18 protein-coding genes are annotated in these 18,435 nt (G+C 53.2%); all 18 read right to left on the bottom strand.

What is annotated here, in order from left to right; translation table 11 throughout:
- Window positions 1-178: 178 nt before the first annotated feature.
- The 18 genes from cydB to pduL all read right to left on the bottom strand — a co-directional run bounded on the left by cydB (window position 179) and on the right by pduL (window position 18,401).
- Window positions 179-1,183 (bottom strand): cytochrome d ubiquinol oxidase subunit II, encoded by a 1,005-nt coding sequence (cydB, locus tag BLR06_RS06585; protein WP_092070229.1) that lies wholly within the window; start codon window positions 1,181-1,183, stop codon window positions 179-181.
- Complete coding sequence (locus BLR06_RS06580; RefSeq protein ID WP_092070226.1) at window positions 1,174-2,556, bottom strand: cytochrome ubiquinol oxidase subunit I; 1,383 nt, start codon at window positions 2,554-2,556, stop codon at window positions 1,174-1,176. The genes cydB and BLR06_RS06580 overlap by 10 nt, the downstream gene beginning before the upstream one ends.
- Window positions 2,553-2,984: an RrF2 family transcriptional regulator gene (locus BLR06_RS06575; protein WP_092070223.1), complete on the bottom strand. Its 432-nt coding sequence runs from the start codon at window positions 2,982-2,984 to the stop codon at window positions 2,553-2,555. The genes BLR06_RS06580 and BLR06_RS06575 overlap by 4 nt, the downstream gene beginning before the upstream one ends.
- A gap of 173 nt (window positions 2,985-3,157) precedes the next feature.
- On the bottom strand, window positions 3,158-3,490 hold the full coding sequence (locus tag BLR06_RS06570; protein ID WP_092070220.1) for an ArsR/SmtB family transcription factor: 333 nt from the start codon (window positions 3,488-3,490) through the stop codon (window positions 3,158-3,160).
- A gap of 84 nt (window positions 3,491-3,574) precedes the next feature.
- Entirely contained in the window at window positions 3,575-4,027 is a 453-nt protein-coding gene (locus tag BLR06_RS19480) for an NADH-quinone oxidoreductase subunit B family protein (protein ID WP_092070218.1), read from the bottom strand.
- Between the two features lie 28 nt (window positions 4,028-4,055).
- Window positions 4,056-4,400 carry a 4Fe-4S dicluster domain-containing protein gene (locus BLR06_RS19475; protein ID WP_092070215.1) on the bottom strand — a complete coding sequence of 115 codons (345 nt, stop codon included), beginning with the start codon at window positions 4,398-4,400 and terminating at the stop codon, window positions 4,056-4,058.
- Between the two features lie 27 nt (window positions 4,401-4,427).
- A complete protein-coding gene (locus BLR06_RS06555; RefSeq protein WP_217636854.1) occupies window positions 4,428-6,020 on the bottom strand; it encodes a hydrogenase large subunit in 1,593 nt (530 codons plus the stop codon).
- On the bottom strand, window positions 6,017-7,489 hold the full coding sequence (locus BLR06_RS06550) for a hydrogenase 4 subunit F (RefSeq protein WP_092070212.1): 1,473 nt from the start codon (window positions 7,487-7,489) through the stop codon (window positions 6,017-6,019). Before BLR06_RS06550 ends, BLR06_RS06555 begins: the two co-directional genes overlap by 4 nt.
- Window positions 7,490-7,494: 5 nt before the next feature.
- Window positions 7,495-8,130, bottom strand: a complete 636-nt coding sequence (locus BLR06_RS06545; protein ID WP_092070210.1) for a hydrogenase — start codon at window positions 8,128-8,130, stop codon at window positions 7,495-7,497.
- 23 nt (window positions 8,131-8,153) lie between these two features.
- On the bottom strand, window positions 8,154-9,095 hold the full coding sequence (locus BLR06_RS06540; protein ID WP_092070207.1) for a respiratory chain complex I subunit 1 family protein: 942 nt from the start codon (window positions 9,093-9,095) through the stop codon (window positions 8,154-8,156).
- Window positions 9,096-9,101: 6 nt separating this feature from the next.
- Window positions 9,102-11,129 (bottom strand): proton-conducting transporter transmembrane domain-containing protein, encoded by a 2,028-nt coding sequence (locus BLR06_RS06535; protein ID WP_092070204.1) that lies wholly within the window; start codon window positions 11,127-11,129, stop codon window positions 9,102-9,104.
- 233 nt (window positions 11,130-11,362) lie between these two features.
- Window positions 11,363-11,860 (bottom strand): acetolactate synthase small subunit, encoded by a 498-nt coding sequence (ilvN, locus tag BLR06_RS06530; protein WP_092070201.1) that lies wholly within the window; start codon window positions 11,858-11,860, stop codon window positions 11,363-11,365.
- A 5-nt stretch (window positions 11,861-11,865) separates the two neighbouring features.
- Window positions 11,866-13,542 (bottom strand): biosynthetic-type acetolactate synthase large subunit, encoded by a 1,677-nt coding sequence (gene ilvB, locus BLR06_RS06525; RefSeq protein ID WP_092070198.1) that lies wholly within the window; start codon window positions 13,540-13,542, stop codon window positions 11,866-11,868.
- Window positions 13,543-13,757: 215 nt separating this feature from the next.
- Complete coding sequence (locus BLR06_RS06520) at window positions 13,758-14,498, bottom strand: hypothetical protein (protein ID WP_092070195.1); 741 nt, start codon at window positions 14,496-14,498, stop codon at window positions 13,758-13,760.
- 158 nt (window positions 14,499-14,656) lie between these two features.
- On the bottom strand, window positions 14,657-16,090 hold the full coding sequence (locus BLR06_RS06510; RefSeq protein WP_092070189.1) for an aldehyde dehydrogenase family protein: 1,434 nt from the start codon (window positions 16,088-16,090) through the stop codon (window positions 14,657-14,659).
- 28 nt (window positions 16,091-16,118) lie between these two features.
- Window positions 16,119-17,162 (bottom strand): cob(I)yrinic acid a,c-diamide adenosyltransferase, encoded by a 1,044-nt coding sequence (locus BLR06_RS06505; RefSeq protein ID WP_092070186.1) that lies wholly within the window; start codon window positions 17,160-17,162, stop codon window positions 16,119-16,121.
- 5 nt (window positions 17,163-17,167) lie between these two features.
- Window positions 17,168-17,452 (bottom strand): EutN/CcmL family microcompartment protein, encoded by a 285-nt coding sequence (locus BLR06_RS06500; protein ID WP_092070183.1) that lies wholly within the window; start codon window positions 17,450-17,452, stop codon window positions 17,168-17,170.
- Between the two features lie 25 nt (window positions 17,453-17,477).
- A complete protein-coding gene (pduL, locus tag BLR06_RS06495; protein ID WP_092070180.1) occupies window positions 17,478-18,401 on the bottom strand; it encodes a phosphate propanoyltransferase in 924 nt (307 codons plus the stop codon).
- Window positions 18,402-18,435 lie beyond the last annotated feature (34 nt).

Raw genomic sequence — 18,435 nt, 5'->3', positions numbered from 1 at the left:
GTCAATAGATAACAACATTCGACTATAGTGGAAAAATTCCTACTATTTATTAACTTTTTAAAGTAAATATTTTAAACAAAAAGAGCGGCCTTTAATGATAAGCCGCTCTTTCAAGCCGTCGTACAGCATCAGCGAATCCTAAGCATACTGCACACAGCTTTCAGGTCTAGCACTTGTACTAGTATTCTAAATGTTTAGCAGTTACCCGCTTGCGAAAAACCCAGTAGGTCCAAATCTGATAAGCCAGCACCAGCGGAACCAGGGTAAGCGCGGCAAAGGTCATGATCTTTAAGGTATAGGGCGTGGACGAAGCATTATGAATGGTAAGGCTCCAGGCCGGGTTGAGGCTCGATACCATCAGACGTGGAAATAATCCGGCAAAGAAAGCCGCGGTGGTGAGCGCAATGGCCAGGCCGCTCATGGCAAAACCCCAGCCATACTTTTTTAGCCAGGTAAAAGCGTAACCGGCCACAAACACCGCCACCGCTCCCCACAGGGCAGCCGAGCCCAGCGGACTGTCAAATAAATCGGTATTGGTATAGGTCAGCCCGACGCAAGCCAGAAAAGCGGCCGCCGCCAGCGCGCCGCCGCTTAAGGCGACTGCCCTGGCCCGTTCAATCATTTCCCCTTCGACCTTGAGAGTAATAAACAGCGCCCCGTGAAACAAAAATACCAGCAGAAAAGCAACGCCGCCAACCAGGGTGTACGGGCTGAGCAGATCAAAAAAGTTCCCGGCGTAAATCATCTTTTCATTAATCGGCACGCCTTGAATCAGATTGGTAATAGCGACCCCCCACAACAGCGCCGGTACCGCACTGCCGGCAAACAGCAGCCAGTCCCAGGTGCTGCGCCAAACCGGGCTGTCATCCTTACTGCGGAATTCAAAAGCCACCCCGCGGACAATCAGGGCCATCAGCAGCAAAAACAGCGCCATATAAAACCCGCTGAACATTGTTGCATAAAAATGGGGGAATGCGGCGAACATTGCGCCGCCGGCGGTAATCATCCATACCTCGTTGCCATCCCAGACCGGCCCGATCGTATTGATAATCACCCGCCGTTCAACATCATTCCGCCCCAGAAACGGCAGCAGCATTCCAACCCCGTAATCAAAGCCTTCAAGAAAAAAGAACCCGGTAAACAAAACGCCAATCAGGATAAACCACAAAACATCTAACTCCATAGTGTCGCCCCCTTTGCCGGCGCAGGCGCGCTGGGCTGCTGATCCACCGGTCCCTGTTTGACAAACTTAACGGCCAAATACACGGCCGCCACAGCCAATATACCATAAATCAAAGTAAAGCCGGTCATTGACAGCCAGATCTCGGCTGCCGTAACATTCGGCGAGGCCGCCTGGGCAACTTTCTGCAAGCCGATCACCATCCAGGGCTGGCGGCCAGCCTCGGTAACAAACCAGCCGGCCGAATTGGCAATATAGGGCAGCGGCAGCATCCACAGCATTGCTTTTAAAGCCAGCGGGTAACTTTCCAGTTTTCCTCTAAACCATAACCAGCCGCACACCAGCGTAACCGCTGCCATCACCATGCCTGCGGCGATCATCGTCCGGAAACTCCAGAACAGGGCGGTAACATCGGGAATATAGTTTCCCGGCCCGTACTTAGCGGCGGCGGCGGCCTGCAGTTCTTTGATGCCCTTAATCTCGCCCCGGAAAGAATCATGGGCCAGTAAGGTCAGCGCACCCGGCACGCCAATTTCAAAACTGTTTTTTTGATTTTTTTCATCAATCACCGCAGCAATGGCAAATGGCGCCGGATCAGCCGATTCCCACAGCGCCTCGCTGGCCGCCAGTTTCATCGGCTGGGCTTTAGCCACAAACTGCGTTTGTAAATGGCCGCTGCCCATTACGGCAAAAACACCGGCAATGGCCCACACCAGTCCAAATTTAAATGAAGTCCGGAACACCTCCAGATGGGTACCCTTAAGCAAATGATAAGCGCTGACCGCCAGCACGAAAATACCGGCTGTGACCACGCCCGACAGTATGGTATGCGGCAATTGATATAATACGTAAGGATTGGAAATCAGGGCAAAAAAGTCAGTCATCTCAGCCCGGCCGTTATTGATGGCATAGCCAACCGGATGCTGCATGAAAGAATTGGCTACGAGAATCCAGTAAGCCGATAAATTGCTGGCAAAGGCCACAATCCAAATACAGGCGGCATGCAGCCTCTTGGACAATCTGTCCCAGCCGAAAATCCAGATTCCCAGAAAAGTCGACTCCAGAAAAAAGGCCGTAAGCGCCTCCATGGCCAGGGGAGCGCCAAATATATCGCCCATAAAGCGGGAATATTCCGACCAGTTCATGCCGAAATGAAACTCCTGCACGATACCGGTTACAACTCCCATCGAGAAATTGAGCAGAAACAGCTTGCCCCAGAACTTGGTCATCTTCTTATACAGCTCATTATTGGTCCGCACATACATAGTTTCCATAATGGCGATCATTAAGGATAATCCTAAGGTCAGCGGAATAAATAAAAAGTGGTATACCGAGGTAATACCGAACTGCCACCTGGCTAACAATACTTCACTCATATCCTACTCTCCACCTCTCCTTCTTGCTCTTGCACCAAGTCGGCAAAATTGACCTGATGCAGCGACGCCAAAAACTGTTGTTGAATCCGGCCCAACGCTCTGTGTACAGTACAGACCCTGGGGCAGCAGCGAGTGCAGGCATTTTGATCGGCCAGACAGCGGTTCAGCGAAACAGCCCCTTCCATCGCCTCAATCACATCAAGCAATGTAATGGCCGCCGCCGCCCGGGCCAGCTCATACCCGCCTTCAGCGCCACGATGCGACTTAACCAGACCGGCCTTGGTCAAGGATCTCATAATTTTTTGTAAAAACTGCGGGGGGATATTCTGCTGCTCGGCAATGGTCTGGCCGCTTACAATATGCTCCGGTACAGCGGCCAGATGCAGCAGCACCCGAAAAGCATAGTCAGTCGCCTGATTAAGTTGCACATTACACCCCCTCTCTATAATTAATACCGTACCAGTCCGGTATTAATTATATTGTAATACCAGACCAATTTATTCGTCAATCTTATTGCAAAAATATTTATGCGGAACCCGACCATAGGCAAAAACAGACCCAGGCCGAATGACCTGCGTCTGTTTTTGCCGCCGCTCCGGACCTAAGCCTGATCTTCATTAAAGCGGTCCAGCATACTGATGGTATCAATCAGATGATTATTGAAAATATGTTTTGCCACGGTTAACAGCTCGATCAGCATTGGATCACGCAGCGAATAGGTTACCTTATTACCGTCTTTTGTGCCGAAAACAATGTTTTTACTGCGCAAAACGGCCAGTTGCTGGGAAACGGCAGAGCCTTCGCTCCCAATCAGGGTTTGCAGTTCATTGACATTTTTGTCGCCTTCCGACAACAATTCAAGAATGCGAATGCGAAGGGGATGAGACAGGGCTTTAAAGAAGTCAGCTTTAAACCGCTGTAATTCTAAATTCAAATTCTTACCTCCGTTCCAAACACTTTTCACTTGACCGGCAGCCCCGCCCTGCGCAGCCGCCAAAGCCCATTGGCGCGAATGGCTTCAGACCCGGTTGAGCGCCAGCAAAATTCCTTCAAGTAAAGCGGCAGGCCGGGGCGGGCAGCCGGGGATATAGACATCCACCGGCACGATTTTATCAACACCGCCGGCATTGGCATACGATTGCCCGGCAATGCCGCCGCTGCAGGCGCAGGAGCCGACGGCCACCACCAGCTTGGGCGCGGCGGCAGCCTGATAGGTCTTTTTTAACGCTTCCGCCAAATGCCGGGTTACGCCCCCGGTAACCAGCAGCATATCGGCATGACGCGGCGAAGCCACAAATTCAATGCCAAAGCGCTGCACGTCATAAACCGGGTTGCAAAGGGCCATCATTTCAAAGTCGCAGCCATTGCATGAACCGGCGTCAACATGGCGAATATGCAGCGAACAGCCCAGCAGCTTTTTCAGCCTGGCCTGCCAATCAGCCGGCGGCAGTGACGCTTGATCATCTTCCATTATAGCACATTCCCCTTTTCTCGAAAAATCAGCGAAATTTCTGATCCTGCCCCTCGCCGGTCTCCACTAACTGCCGCTTATCTTTCACCGCAAGATAGCCCTGATTGGTAATCCGCAAAGCCTGCACCGGACAAACCTGGGCGCAATTGCCGCAAAATACGCATTTGCCGTGATCAAGGGCCAAAACTTCCCGCCCGTTTACTGTCAACAGACGCAGCGCTCCGCCGGGGCAAATCCCGACGCAGTCCTGGCAGCAGGTGCATTTGGTCCGGTCCACGGCTATTTTACCCCGGAATTTAACGGCGGCGGCAGTCAGCGGCTGCCGTGTTGTGACCGTACCTGTACGCCAGATTTTTCTTAATATCTCAAACATAGTAAATCTCCTTTTCCCCCTGACTGATCAACGGTCACAGCAGGAATAGCACAACTCAAAGCTTTTATTGATCAGCGGAAAATCCGGCACAATATTGCCCGGCACGGTAAGCGCCACCGCCGGCCAGTTGCTGTAGGCCGCCGAGCGTACCCGGTAACGGTATACCGTCTGGTCAGGCCCGGTCATCAGCCAGTGGCAGACTTCCCCGCGCGGCGATTCCGCCCACCCCATGGCCCTGGTATACGGCTTTATCGGCCCAATGGCTGCTTTGACTGTTCCCGCAGGCAGCTGGTCAATCACTTGCCTGATGATGCCCAGCGAAGCCTTAACCTCATCCGCCCGCACCTTAAACCGGGCCAGCACGTCGCCTGCGGTATACAGCGGCACACCAAACTTCACGCGGTCATAGGCGGCGTAAGGCAGCTCCCGGCGAATATCGATATTGCGTCCTGAGGCCCTGGCGGCCACCCCCACCACTGCTAAATCCACCGCCTGCTCCAGCCGCAATACCCCGGTTGCCGTCATCCGGTCCAGCGCGATATCATGCGTCAGGATAATATCCAGCAGTTCATCAAAATCGGCTTCCACCTCGCCTAATACCGTCGCAACAGTTCTGAGCTCCGCCGGTGTGACATCAAGCCGCAAGCCGCCCAAATCAATAATCCCCCGCAAATAACGGTGACCGGTAATCTGCTCATTCAGCTGCAGCAGTTGCTCCCGCAGCCTGCCGCCATGACTGACGCCCGTGGCAAAGCCAAAGCCGGCGCATAAATTGCCGATATCCCCGACATGATTATACAGCCGTTCCAATTCCAGAAACAGCGTACGCAAGAACCGGGCCCGCTCCGGAACAGCAGTCCGGGCTGCCGTCTCCACTGCCTGGGCAAAGGCTGCGGCATGGGATAGAGTACAGACGCCGCAAATCCGTTCGGCCGTAAATAACGCCTTGCTCAGCGGCAATCCCTCACAGCGTTTTTCCAGGCCGCGATGGGTATAAAACAAACGCGCGTCCAAATGCAGCACTGTATCACCGACAGCGCCAAAGCTAAAATGGCCTGGTTCAATAATACCGGCGTGAATTGGCCCAACCGGAATCCGGGTGATATCGCCGCTGTCATATTGCAGGAAGGTTTGCCGGTCCGGCTGGCGTTCAACCAGGGCATCAGCCGGAAAATCCTTGCGCAGGGGGTACTGATCTTCCGGCCAGTCGCCATGCAGAATAAGGGGGCGGCGGTCGGGATGCCCCAGCGCTCTTAGCCCCAGCAAATCTTTGACCTCCCGTTCGTACCAGTTGGCGGCAGGCATCTCCACAGCGGTGGAGGGAAAGGTGGGGTCGGCTTCCTCAATCAGCGTTCTTACTGTAATAAACTGCCCGATATCATCAAAACAAAAAACATAATATAATACAAAGAAGCCATTGGTCTGCCGTTCGTCACTGCCCACCATGGTAAACAGGCGGCCCTGCTTCTCATTGCATAAATAATTGCAGGCCAAAGGCAAATCCGCTTTATTTACCGTTATCTCCGTCTCATTCGCCCGGACCGCCCTGCTTTCCGCAATTTTCCTGCCCAGCCCCTGCAACAGACGGATGACCGCTTGCTTGACAGTCAGTTGCATCATTTACCTGCCTCCTGTAATACACCGGCCGCTTGACTAAGCGTGTCGTCAAGCACCGGCGGAATATACCAGCCGCACAGTACAACCAGCGCCAGCGGAATAATGAGCGCTATGGTTGACCAGCGGCTGACCGCTAATTTTGGCAGCTTCGCCGGCGCTTCGCCAAACACCATTTTAATCATGTAATACATCATACCGGCGAAAATCAGGGAAATTAGGGCCACCAGCAGCGCCGATACCCAGACCTGATCGGCCTGAAATCCGGCCATCATAATCGTCAGCTCGCTTAAGAAGATATTAAACGGCGGCGCGCCGGTGATGGCCACAGCAGCCAGCAAAAAAATTCCGCCGGTTACCGGCATGGCCTTTAAGAGTCCGGTAATCCGGTGCATTTGCTTGGAATGATACCGCTGACAAATGGTGCCTGCGGCAAAAAACAATAGGGATTTGGCCATTGAGTGATTAAACATATGGAGAAAAGCCCCGTATAAACCGAGCGCTCCGCCAATTCCCACACTGAGCGTGATAATTCCCATATGTTCGACACTGGAGTAAGCCAGCATGCGCTTTAAATCATGTTGTACCATAATAAACGGCACCGTAAAGGCAATGGATAATAGACCGAAAAAGATTAAATATTGAGCCGCCTGGCCCTCCAGCGTTACGTTGGCAATGGCATAGACCCGGAACAAGCCATACAGCGCGGTATTCAGCAATACCCCGGACAGCACTGCGCTAATGGGGGACGGCGCCTGGCTGTGCGCGTCAGGCAGCCAAAAATGCATGGGCGCCAGACCGGCCTTCGTACCAAAGCCGATTAAAATAAAGATAAAGCCTGTTTTGACCCAGCCGGCGTTCAACTCGCCGGCGACCTGGACCAAAGCCGTCCAGTTGAGCGCCGAGGAATGCTGCCCCAGCGTATGAATGCCCGATAAGTAAAGAAAAATAATGCCCAGCAGGGCGAACGCAATGCCCACACTGCCCATAATTAAATATTTCCAGGCCGCTTCCAGCGCATTTTGCTTGCCGTAAAAGGCCACCAATACCGCTGAAATTAAAGTCGTCAATTCAATGCCCACCCATAGTAAGCCCAGACTGTTGACCGCACTGACCGCCAGCATGGTCAGAATAAAAAAATGAAAGAACAGATAATAAAAACGAATCTGTCTGACACTAAGTGTCAGTTCCGCCACATCATGGCGCAGATAGCCTACCGAGTAAACTGCGGCAATAAAGCCGACCAGAGCAATAAGTAAAATATTAAAAGCGCCCAGGGCATCAATATAGATGACATTCTGCCAAAGGGAAAGCGGCTGCCCGGTCATTACCTGCGCGGCGGTCAGGCCGGCGCTGACCAGAGTCAGGCCGGCTCCGGCCGCCTGGCGCAGTTCACACTGGCGCTGATTTTTAGTCAGCCCGGCCAGCAGGCCTGTCAATAACGGCATCAGAAACATTGCTGCCACCCAAACCATTTCCTTCACCCCTTCAAATTCTGCATCTTCCCGGTATCCAGACTGGCAAACGTCGAGTGGATGCGGAAAGCCAGGCCGGCAATAATCGCCGCTGATACCAGCAAATCGAATAATATCCCTAATTCCACAATTAACGGCATTCCATAGCTGATGGACTGGGTAATTAAAAACAATCCGTTTTCAATGACAATCAGCCCAATGGCCTGGGTAATGGCCTCTTTATGCTCAATCATAGTGAAGGTCCCCAGCAAAATGAGGCTAATCGAAGTAGACAGATAGTATTCGCCATAAACCGTTCCCGGCAATTTAAGCTCTCCGGCGGCATAATAGCCCGCCACAACCAACACCGTCGCCCACAGCAGCGATACATGCGCCGAGGAATTACGCTCCACCACCTGCCTGGAGTCCGTTTTTTTCAGCGTATAATATAAAATGGCCGGAATTAAGACCGTTTTCACGGTAAACGTCAGGCCGGCCGCCACCAGCAGGTGGGTAATGCCTGTTCGATGCCACATAATAACCGCCACCAACGCCAATAGCGCCGACTGAAAAGCAATAATGCCTACAGAGTCGCTGATTTTCCGTATTTTAAATAATAACAGCGTGCTGACCAACAGGCCGGCGGAAACAAGCCAATCCATAAATATCCTCCTTTTCCGGCCGGTCAGCCGGCAATTCCCGCAATAATCGCCAGCAAAGATAAAGCCATCGACGATGCCAGCAGCTTGGGTACCTGAAACAAGCGTATTTTAGCATAAGCTGTCTCAATCAGCGCCAAAACGCCCCCTAACAGCAATAATTTCAGCAGGTAAGCGCCGGCCGCCGCCGCCAGCTCAGCCGGCGCAGCAGTCATGGCGATTCCCCAGGGAAAAAACAAATCAATAAACAGGGTCAGCACCAGCAGCTGCTTAATTTGCGCCGTCCATACCATCAACCCCAGATACCGGCCCGAATATTCCAGCAGCATGCCTTCATGGATCATTGTCAGTTCTAAATGAGTGTCCGGATTATCGACCGGAATCCGGCCGGTTTCGGCAATCACGACAATCAGCATGGCCAGGCCGGCGAGACCGTACGCCGGGTTCAGCCAGCTTAAATTCTGGCTGACAATGCCGGCAATGGCCGGCGCCAGTTTGGTGGTCCCGCTGTCCAGCAGTACCGCCAGCGCCGCCAGAAACAAAGCCGGCTCGGCAATGGCCGATAACGCCATTTCCCGGCTGGCTCCCATCCCGCCAAAGGCGCTGCCGGCATCCAGAGCGGTAAGCGCCGTAAAAAACCGGATTAAAGCAAACAAATAAACAATAATAACCATATCGCCCGCCCCGGACAAGGGGGCGTTAATCCACACCATGGGCAGCAGCAGGCCGGCCGCCAGCACTGTAAAAAAGCTGAGATACGGCGTAAATCTGGTCAGCCAGCAAGCATGTTCGGAGATAACGGCATCTTTGCCAAAATACTTATAGATATCATAATACGGCTGCAAAACACCGGCCCCTATTCTGTTTTGCAGCCGGGCCTTGACCTTTTTAATCACGCCCTGCACCAGGGGGGCCAGCAATAATAACAACCCCAGTTGAAGGATCGCCGCCAGCATTTGTTCCATCATTTGCACCTACCTCGTCCAAATTAGAGCGATTACCAGCGCTCCAACCATATAAGCCAGATAATTTTGCAAATTGCCATTCTGAACCGTCCGCAGGCGTTGCGACAGATACAGCAGGCCGGCAATCAGCGGCCGGTACAGCAGCGTCTCGATATTGGCGTTAACTGCTAAAGAATGTTTGATCTTCTGCGGATAGTAGCGGTATTTTTCTTCCACCTCAACCCGGCGGCTTAGTCCCATCACCCTTTGGAAAATAACCAGCACCGGATGCGAAAACCCTGTGCCTGTATAGGCCATATCCGGATAAAGACGGCCGCCGCAATTCCAGGTTTCATCGACCGTAACGCGGCTGGGGCCAAACCTGCGCTTCAGCAGCAGCAAACCCGCCGCCAGCAGCGCAGCACCGGCAAAACCGATAACGGCTACTGTCAGCCCAGCGCCGTCCGGCCCGTTAAACGGGGCAACCGACCATATCGGCCCGCCAATCTGTTCGGCGAAATAAACTTCCGTAATCCGGTTGGTTAAGCTTAAAACCGCGCCCGGCAATATCCCCCCTAAAAGGAGCGGTACTGCCGCCAGACCCATGCCAAGCCGCAGCGGCAGCGGCACTTCGGCCGCTTCAGCCGCGGCCTGGCTGCGGGGCATTGCCAAAAAAGCGGTGCCAAAATGCTTGATGATCCCGCCGGCGGCAAAAGCTCCGGTCAGAGCCAGCAGCGCCACCGCCGCCGCCCCGCCGGCCTGGAGCCATAAGCTGTCCAGGGCAAAGGCCAAATGAAACATGGATTGTAACACCAGCCATTCGCTAACCACGCCGCTCAAAGGCGGCAAGGCGGCCAGCGACAGCCCGCCCAGCAAAAATAAGCCGGCAGTCCAGGGCATGCGCCTGATCAGACCGCCCAGTTCATTAATATTTTTGGTATGCGCGGCGAATAAAACCGCACCCGCCCCCATAAACAGCAGGCTCTTAAACCAGGAATGACTTAAGATATGAAATAAAGCCGCCGTAAGCGCCGTTGCCGCCAATACAGGCTGATGATAAGCCTGAAATAACAGCGCCGCCCCAAAAGCCGCTAAGATAATCCCCATGTTTTCCGTACTGCTGTAAGCCAGAAAGCGTTTCAAATCATTTTCAGCGATTGCCATCAAAATCCCCAGAATTGCTGAAATCAGCCCCAAAACCAGCAGCAAACCGCCCCACCAGGCTGGCCCGCCGCCAAAAAAATCACAGACGATGCGCAGCAAGCCGTAAATTGCCGTTTTCAGCATTACCGCCGACATTAACGCCGAGATATTGCTGGGAGCGACCGGATGAGCCCTGGGCAGCCACACATGCAGGGGAATAAGGCCGGCTTTGGCCCCAAACCCGACCAGGCACAGCAAGAAGATCAGGTTTTTCAAATACCCGGGTATAGCCAGAAGCTGCTGTTTATAGCCGCTGAAATCAACACTGCCCGTATAACCAAACAGAATTAAAAACGCTAAGGTAATAAACGCAGTGGCAATATGGGTCATCACCAGATAAATATAACCCGCCGTCCGGACCGGCGCTTTTTCGTGCTCAAACATCACCAGTAAAAAGGATACCAGCGACATGACTTCCCAGGCGATCAGAAAAGTCACCGAACTTGTCACCGTTACCACCGCAACCATTGATAAAGCAAAGGCATTGAACAAACCGCCAAGATAAGCAATGTTTTTTTTGCCATAATACTTAGTGACATAACCCAGAGAAAAAACGGCAACCACTGCCACCAGGAAAGAAATAACCAATAAGAAAAAAGCCGACAATTCGTCCACTTGTAAGCGCCAGCTTAAACCCGGCAGGATCTCCCAGGCCGCAATATCGATTTTTGCCGGCCCCAGTAAAACCAGCAGCGCCGCCAGAGCGGCGCACAGCCCTCCCCCGCAGGCGCTGCCGTGCGCCAGCCAGTTGGCGGTCCGCTGCCGCCCACTCGCCAGTAACGGAGCGACACTGCCAAACAACAAGCAACTCAAACCGGCGATAAACGCTGCCGCCGCCCACTCAGCCACTACCATTGCCATAACCTCCGACGATGATTATTACTAAATATCTGATTATTCAAATATACTAAGACAGTTAGCGAATTGCAAAGCCGGTATAAGCGGAAATAAGCGCTAAAAAGCCCTTTATCCTGCCCCCGGACCGGTCAGGTAAGCCGCGCGCCTTTTATTACCAGTTCAGTACTCCGGCAAAAAAAGAAGGGGACAGATTCGTTGTTTTCCCAACAACGATACCTGTCCCTGCAATTCTACATTAATTTAGCGGCGACCGGTCCGCGGGACAGGGCGATTTTCCCCGTCCGGGCGATTTCAATCACCTCATAATCTCTCAGAACCTCGCATAGCGCGTCAATTTTCCGCTGCTCGCCCGTAAGCTCAATGACCATTGTCTCACGATTGACATCCACAATTTTGGCGCGAAAAATATCGACAATATTGACAATATCGGACCGGGTAACCGGGTTGGCCCGAACCTTGATCAAAACCAGTTCACGCTGAATAGGATTAACATGCGTCAGGTTGACTATTTTTATAACATCAATCAATTTGGACAACTGGTTTACCACCTGCTCCAGTTCGATTTCATCATCCACTTCCACATCAATGGTAATTCTGGTGGTATCAGCCTCTTCCGTATGACCGGCGGCGATGCTTTCAATATTAAACGCCCGGCGGCTGATCAGTCCGGAGATATGCGTAAGCACTCCGGGGCGGTTTTCAACCAGGACGGCTAAGGTATACTTCATATTTATCAACCTCCAAGAATCATTTGATCCAGCCGGCCCCCCGCCGGAACCATCGGCAGCACATCCTCAGCCTCCGGCAGCTGTACATCGACCAGTACCGGCCCGGCGGCAGCCAAGGCCCGCGCCAGGATGGACTCCAGATCTGCCGGTTTGGTTATTCTGAATCCGGTTACCCCCATTGCCTCCGCCAATTTGACCAGATCAGTCCGGCCCTGCAGCTGGGACTGTGAATATCGTTTGTTATAGAACATCCGCTGCCACTGGGTAACCATCCCCAGCACCTGATTATTCATCACAATGGTCTTAACGGCAAAACCATTATTGGCAGCCGTGGCCAATTCCTGGCAGTTCATCATAATACTGCCGTCGCCGCTAATCAGGATGACCTTCTTATCCGGCTTGCCCACTTGAACGCCAATAGCGGCGGGCAAGCCGTAACCCATCGTACCCAGCCCGCCGGAGGTCATAAAACTGCGCGGCGAACGAAAGGAATAGAACTGCGCCGTCCACATCTGATGCTGGCCGACATCTGTCACAATGATATCCTCCGGGCCGGCCAGCCTGCTGACCGTCTCAATGACCTGCTGCGGCATAATCCGGTCGGTACTCTGCCGGTACACCAGCGGGTTGTCGCGCTTCCAGTTGAGCACCTGTTCCTGCCAGGGGGTTAAATCATTGTTCCAGCCCGCAGTCTGCCGGCATAATAACGGCAGCGACCATTTCAAATCGCCCACCACCCTTAAATCCACCCGGACGTTCTTATTGATCTCAGCCGGATCAACATCAAAATGGATGACCCTCGCTTTGGGCGCAAACTCGGCCACCAGGCCGGTTACCCTGTCGTCAAACCGCACCCCGATACCGGCCAGCACATCACACTCGGTTGTGGCCATATTGGCGGCGTAAGTACCGTGCATGCCCACCATCCCCAGATTCAGCCGGTCATCGGACGGCATACAGCCCAGTCCCATTAAGCTGGTAATTACCGGAATGCCGGTAATGTTAATAAACTGTCGCAGATACTCTGACGTATCCGAAATATTGACCCCTCCGCCAATAAAAAGCAGCGGCTTTTGCGCCGACTGCAAAGCAGCCATCGCCGCAGCAACGTCCGCCTCCTTCCCCCGGCAGTCGCCGGAGTAGCCTCTCAGCATCACCGCCGCCGGGTACTGAAAGTCCAGGACGGCATTAAATACATCTTTCGAAATATCCACAACAACCGGACCGGGCCGGCCCGTTCTGGCAATATAAAATGCTTCTTTTAATATCCGGGGCAAATCCTGCGCCTTTTTTACCAAATAATTATGCTTGGTAACCGGCGTTGTTATCCCGCAAATATCGGCTTCCTGAAATGAGTCTTTACCAATCAGCGCTACGCCTACCTGCCCGGTAATGGCCACCAGCGGTACTGAGTCCATATACGCGGTCGCAATTCCGGTAACCAAATTTGTCCCGCCCGGTCCTGAAGTTGCAAAGCAAACACCCACTTTTCCGGTAGCCCGGGCATACCCGTCGGCTGCGTGCACCGCCCCCTGCTCATGGCGGGCCAGCACGTGAGGGAAATCCGATTTATATAAAGCGTCGTACAGCGTTAAAACTGCTCCGCCGGGATAACCGAAAACCACTTCGACCCCTTCATGTTTCAGGCTCTCAATGACAGCCTGAGCTCCAATCATCTCCACCACAGGTCCTCCTTAGGCCAGCCTTTTCTCAGTATTATAATATACCCGCACCGCAAATGTCACCTGTTGTTTGTTAAATACTCAAAAATGGTTTCTGCCACTGTACAAATTACGGTCTGGCCTTGCAGTCAAACAAAAAGTCCCTGGTTTTCCCACCGGGAAAACCAGGGACTTGAATCGTTTGCTCGAACAACAGCTGAATTTGTCCTGTCCGCTTAACGCGCAGCCGCAGGCTTCGGCATGCGCAGCACCGTAACTAAATGCAAAATCGCGATAAGCGTGCAGGTGGCGCCAAGGATAAAAAACCAAGGCCGCGCAAAGTACTCTGGATCAGCAGTTGTATACATTCCCAGACCTTCCGGCAAAAAGGTGGCGATTGTACCCAGCAGAATAAAGCAGGCAAGACCGGCCGAGCCGCGAACCCGTTTCCGGCGCTGCTGCATCAGCAGGGCAGGGCCAATCGCCATGATGACGTTTGTTGAGATAAATACGCAGAACATGAGCTTGTCATTCATGAATGAACGCACTGTCGACAGAATGATAAAACTTACAATGACCATCACCGCGAGACGTTTCGTTGCCTGCCACACAGTTACCGGACCATCATAATACTTGCCAAACGACTCTTGACGATCGTACTTGATCTCCAGATATAGAGCGTGTAGCTCAAAGAAGTTAAAAGCCACCATACCCAACCACACGACCTGAAAGGGCAGGGACTTATATTCCACAAACCACTGGTGGAACAAGGTTACAAAAAGAAAGTCATGCGCCAAATAGAAGGCATGCATGTAGGCCGGAAACGGCGATTTTTTATCTCTCATTGTCATAAAAAAGCAAAATATGTACTGAACAAAGCCAAAGCCCATGGCCAGCACCATCAGTGGCAGCATTTGCATAGGGTGTTCCGCGAACTTATTCATAATCATAGTGGCGTCATATGCATATGCAGGCATGAGTAATCTCCTTCTTAAAACCGCCCTGTTTTACCTTACTATCCTGAGATTTTACAGCGCCAGATCGGCGGCTTGCGCCCTGTTTGGCGCTGATGGTCAAGGGGCGGCGGCAATCTCCTTCGGCCGGTCTGCCCCCTGCTTTCGCCGCTGCCTGCTGATTAAACAATGGAGAAGGCATCAACAAGCGTGCACCGGCGCTGACGGGTAAAGCTTCTGGGCGCGGTCAGGCCTTCACCGGTCGGACCGGCAATGGTAAAAGTCGCATAGCCTTCGCCGCCTACGCCGATGCCGGCATAAGAGGGAGCATTTTTGACAAAAATGGTTGTTTCAATGGCTTTGGCCAGACGGGTCAGGTGATCGACATTCTTGGAATGCATAATGGCTGTGTGACGGTTGCCATGCTCCACTTTTACCGCCAGGTCAATGGCCGCATCAATATCTTTGACCTGAACAACCGGCAAGACCGGCATCATCAGTTCTTCAACGACAAACGGGTGATCCGGGCCGGTTTCACAAATAATTAATTTCGTGCCGGCCGGTGCGTTTATTCCCAGCTTGCCCAGAATAAACGCGGCATCTTTGCCCACATAATCTTTGTTGATGCCATAAACCTTTTTGGGTTTATCGGTGCAGCCCGGTGCAATTTTCTCCTCCTGGGCGGTCATGATGATTTGAATTAAATCATCAACCTGACGGCCGGAAATAAGATATGCGCCATATTTTTGCATATAGGCAATGAGCTTATCCGCAATACTGCCAACGGCGATGACTTCTTTTTCCGCAATGCACGGCAGGTTGTTATCAAAAGAAGCGCCGCTGACAATGTCCCGGGCCGCCTTTTCAATATCCGCCGTTTCATCAACAACTGCCGGAGGATTCCCCGCACCCGCGCCAATTGCCTTTTTCCCCGAAGACAACACGGTTTTTACCACGCCGGGCCCGCCGGTGGCCACCAGCATATTGATCTTGGGGTGTTTCATCATCTCATTGGCGGCTTCAATTGTGGGATTGGCCAAACTTGTCAATAGATTTGGCGGACCGCCGGCCTTGACAATTGCGTCGTTTAATAACCGGATGGTTTTTAGCGAGGTATTCCTGGCTTTGGGATGCGGGCTGAAAAAGACCGCATTGCCGGCGGCAATCATGCCAATACCGTTGCAAATTACCGTAGCCGCCGGATTGGTTGTGGGGGTAATTGAACCTATTACCCCATATGGTCCCATTTCGACTAGAGTCAAACCATGGTCGCCGCTCCAGGCATGAGTGACCAGATCTTCCGTTCCCGGCGTTTTATCGGCAGTCAGTTTATTTTTAATTACTTTATCCTGTACATTGCCCATGCCTGACTCTTCCACAGCCATCTCGGCCAGCAGCCTGGCATTTTCGCGGGCAGCCTCACGCATTGCCGTGATCAGCTTTTCCCGCTGTTCAATCGATAAGGCGGCCAGCTGCTTTTGTGCCGTACGGGCCGCAGCTACAGCCTCGTCCACCGTGGCAAAGACGCCGTCCCTGGGCGCACTGGCTGCCGGCCCCTGCATCTTAGCCAGTACCTCTGCTGTAATTCGTTCAATTAATGTTTGATCAATAGCCATTAAGCTCTTTCCTCCTATCGCAGTGAAGTTATTGCCAGGCAGCCAGTCCGGCCCGGGCAACAATCATATCTTCGTCGACCGTCCCGCCGCTTACGCCAATGCCGCCAATCAATTCGCCCTTACTCAGCAGCGGGAAGCCGCCGCCGAAAACGACAAACCGGCCGGTCCCAGCCGTATTTAAGCCATAAAGCGGCTGTCCCGGCACAGCCAGCGAAGCAGCCGTATCTGTTGACATGTTGAGAGCGGCTGCAGTATAAGCTTTATCCAGGGCCAGTGAAATACTGCCCAGCAGAGCGCCGTCCATCCGGTTCTGGGCTACTAAATTACCGCCGGCATCAACTACGGCTATCACCATTGGCACGCCGATCTCCCTTGCTTTCTGCTCGGCCGCGGCCATTACTTTCCTGGCTGTATCTAAAATGCTCACTGAAGAACCGGCGCCCTGACGGGCGGCAGCGACAATTTTTTCCGCCTGGGCCATAACATCGGCGGCTTCAACGCCGCGCCCGGCTGGTTTTTCCGCTAAAATCCGATTTACCCTGGCTGCGACTGTCTGAATGAGTTCTTCCTGTTCAACACAGCGGGCCAAAACATACAGCAAATCAGACAGACGGTTTAAATACAGCGGTACCTGGGGCGATACCGATTGGGTTCGCTTCAGCGTAACCACCAGCCGCTCGGCCCGGCGGACAATCGTACGGGCTAAATCCAAAGCCGCGCTGACTACGGTATCCCCGGGCGTAATGAAATACGGCTGAGGAATACGCTTTAACTCCAGTGAGTCAATCATATTTTCAAGTCTGGTCACATGTCCGGCCTTAATCCTCAATTCACTGTCGGCGGTTATGGCGTCAGTGGCCAAATCAGCGTTTAGCAAAATAAGTTCGGCCTGGATGTTTTGAATCATTTCCACTGCCCAGTCTTTGTTGCACAAAGCCCTGGCCAGACCCATCGCCGCACTGGCCTCGTCCACCGTTCCATAGGCATTCACCCGGTCATGATCCTTATCAACCCGCTGCTTGGATAACAAGCTGGTTTGACCGCCATCGCCAGTTTTTGTATAAACTTTCATGGCATCTACTCCTCGAGCAAATCGTTATTTATTTCAATATTGTCGATGATGCCGACAATCGCCGCATCAACTGCGGACTGCGGCCGGCCTGTTGCATGCCGGGCCGAACTGCCTTCCACCACCAGCACGTTTTCGCCGGTGCCCGCGCCAATCGTGTCCACCGCAACAACCGGAGATGTCTGCCCTTTTTGCCCGAAGCTTGACGGCTGAACAATCAGCAGCTTGCAGCCGGTCAGACTGTCATCCTTCGGCGTGGCCACCAGTGTGCCGATAACCGTTCCCACCCACATGAAACATCCTTCCTTCCGTGCGTCGCTACCGGGTAAAGTATATCAATTCAATCGCGTACTCGCTGGCGATATCCCTGGCCAGGGGGGTAACCAGCGTCCCCGGCGGCAATGTTAAAGACTTCGCTCCGCTCACCGCGGCGTTTTTTACCGCCGCCGCCGCCAGCACTGTTTTTTTCCCCGGGACGGCCGGCGTCTTTGGCGGAGCGGCCGCCGGAGCCAGAGGCTTGCCGGTCGCAGCCGCCAGACAGCCCACGTCTGCCATTCTAACGCCATAGTCGGCAACCTCCTGCTTTTCCTCCCCGGCCAAAGTTACCAGCTGACCATTGCTCAGCCCCAGCGCGTTGGCTTCGTCGGTGTCAATGTGAAACTCTCTCCGGAAACCGGGGCGTACCCGCACCAGCACATTGTGCAAAACAGCGCCCCGTTCCCCGTTCACAGCCACTTTGACCCGGCTGCCGTCAGAAACCTTAAGCTGTCCGGCATCGGTATCGCTGATATGAATGTGCCGGGCAGCGCAGATAACTCCCTCCTCGAGCGTTATTGCGCCTTTCGCGCCGACCACAACAACCCCCGCCGAACCGGCGATATTACCGGAATCGCGAACCGGCGGTTTAATGCCCAGGCTAAAACCGTCCGTCCGTGATATCTCAATTTGCGTTGAAGCCCGGATAGGCCCCAGCACCCGGACGCCGCGAATGATTCCTTTGGGTCCAACCAAGGTAACCGTTTCCTTCGCGGCAAATTCGCCGGTTTGCTTCAGATCCCGGTCATAGGTTAATTCATGCCCACAGCCAAACAGCACTGCTGCATGTTCGGCCGAGAGGTGGATATGGCGGTTTGAAACACCCACGGGAATACCCGAATCCGCTTCAGCCGCCTCAAGTGTTTTGCTGGAAATTGCTGCTAAAACTTTGGCCACGATTTCCTCGATCATTGCTTTCTCCATCATCTCACCACCTTTTGGCTATTGACTGTCAGACTTA

The organism is Dendrosporobacter quercicolus, from assembly GCF_900104455.1.
GTDB lineage: Bacteria > Bacillota > Negativicutes > DSM-1736 > Dendrosporobacteraceae > Dendrosporobacter > Dendrosporobacter quercicolus.
This window is presented reverse-complemented; position numbering and strand designations above follow the sequence as displayed.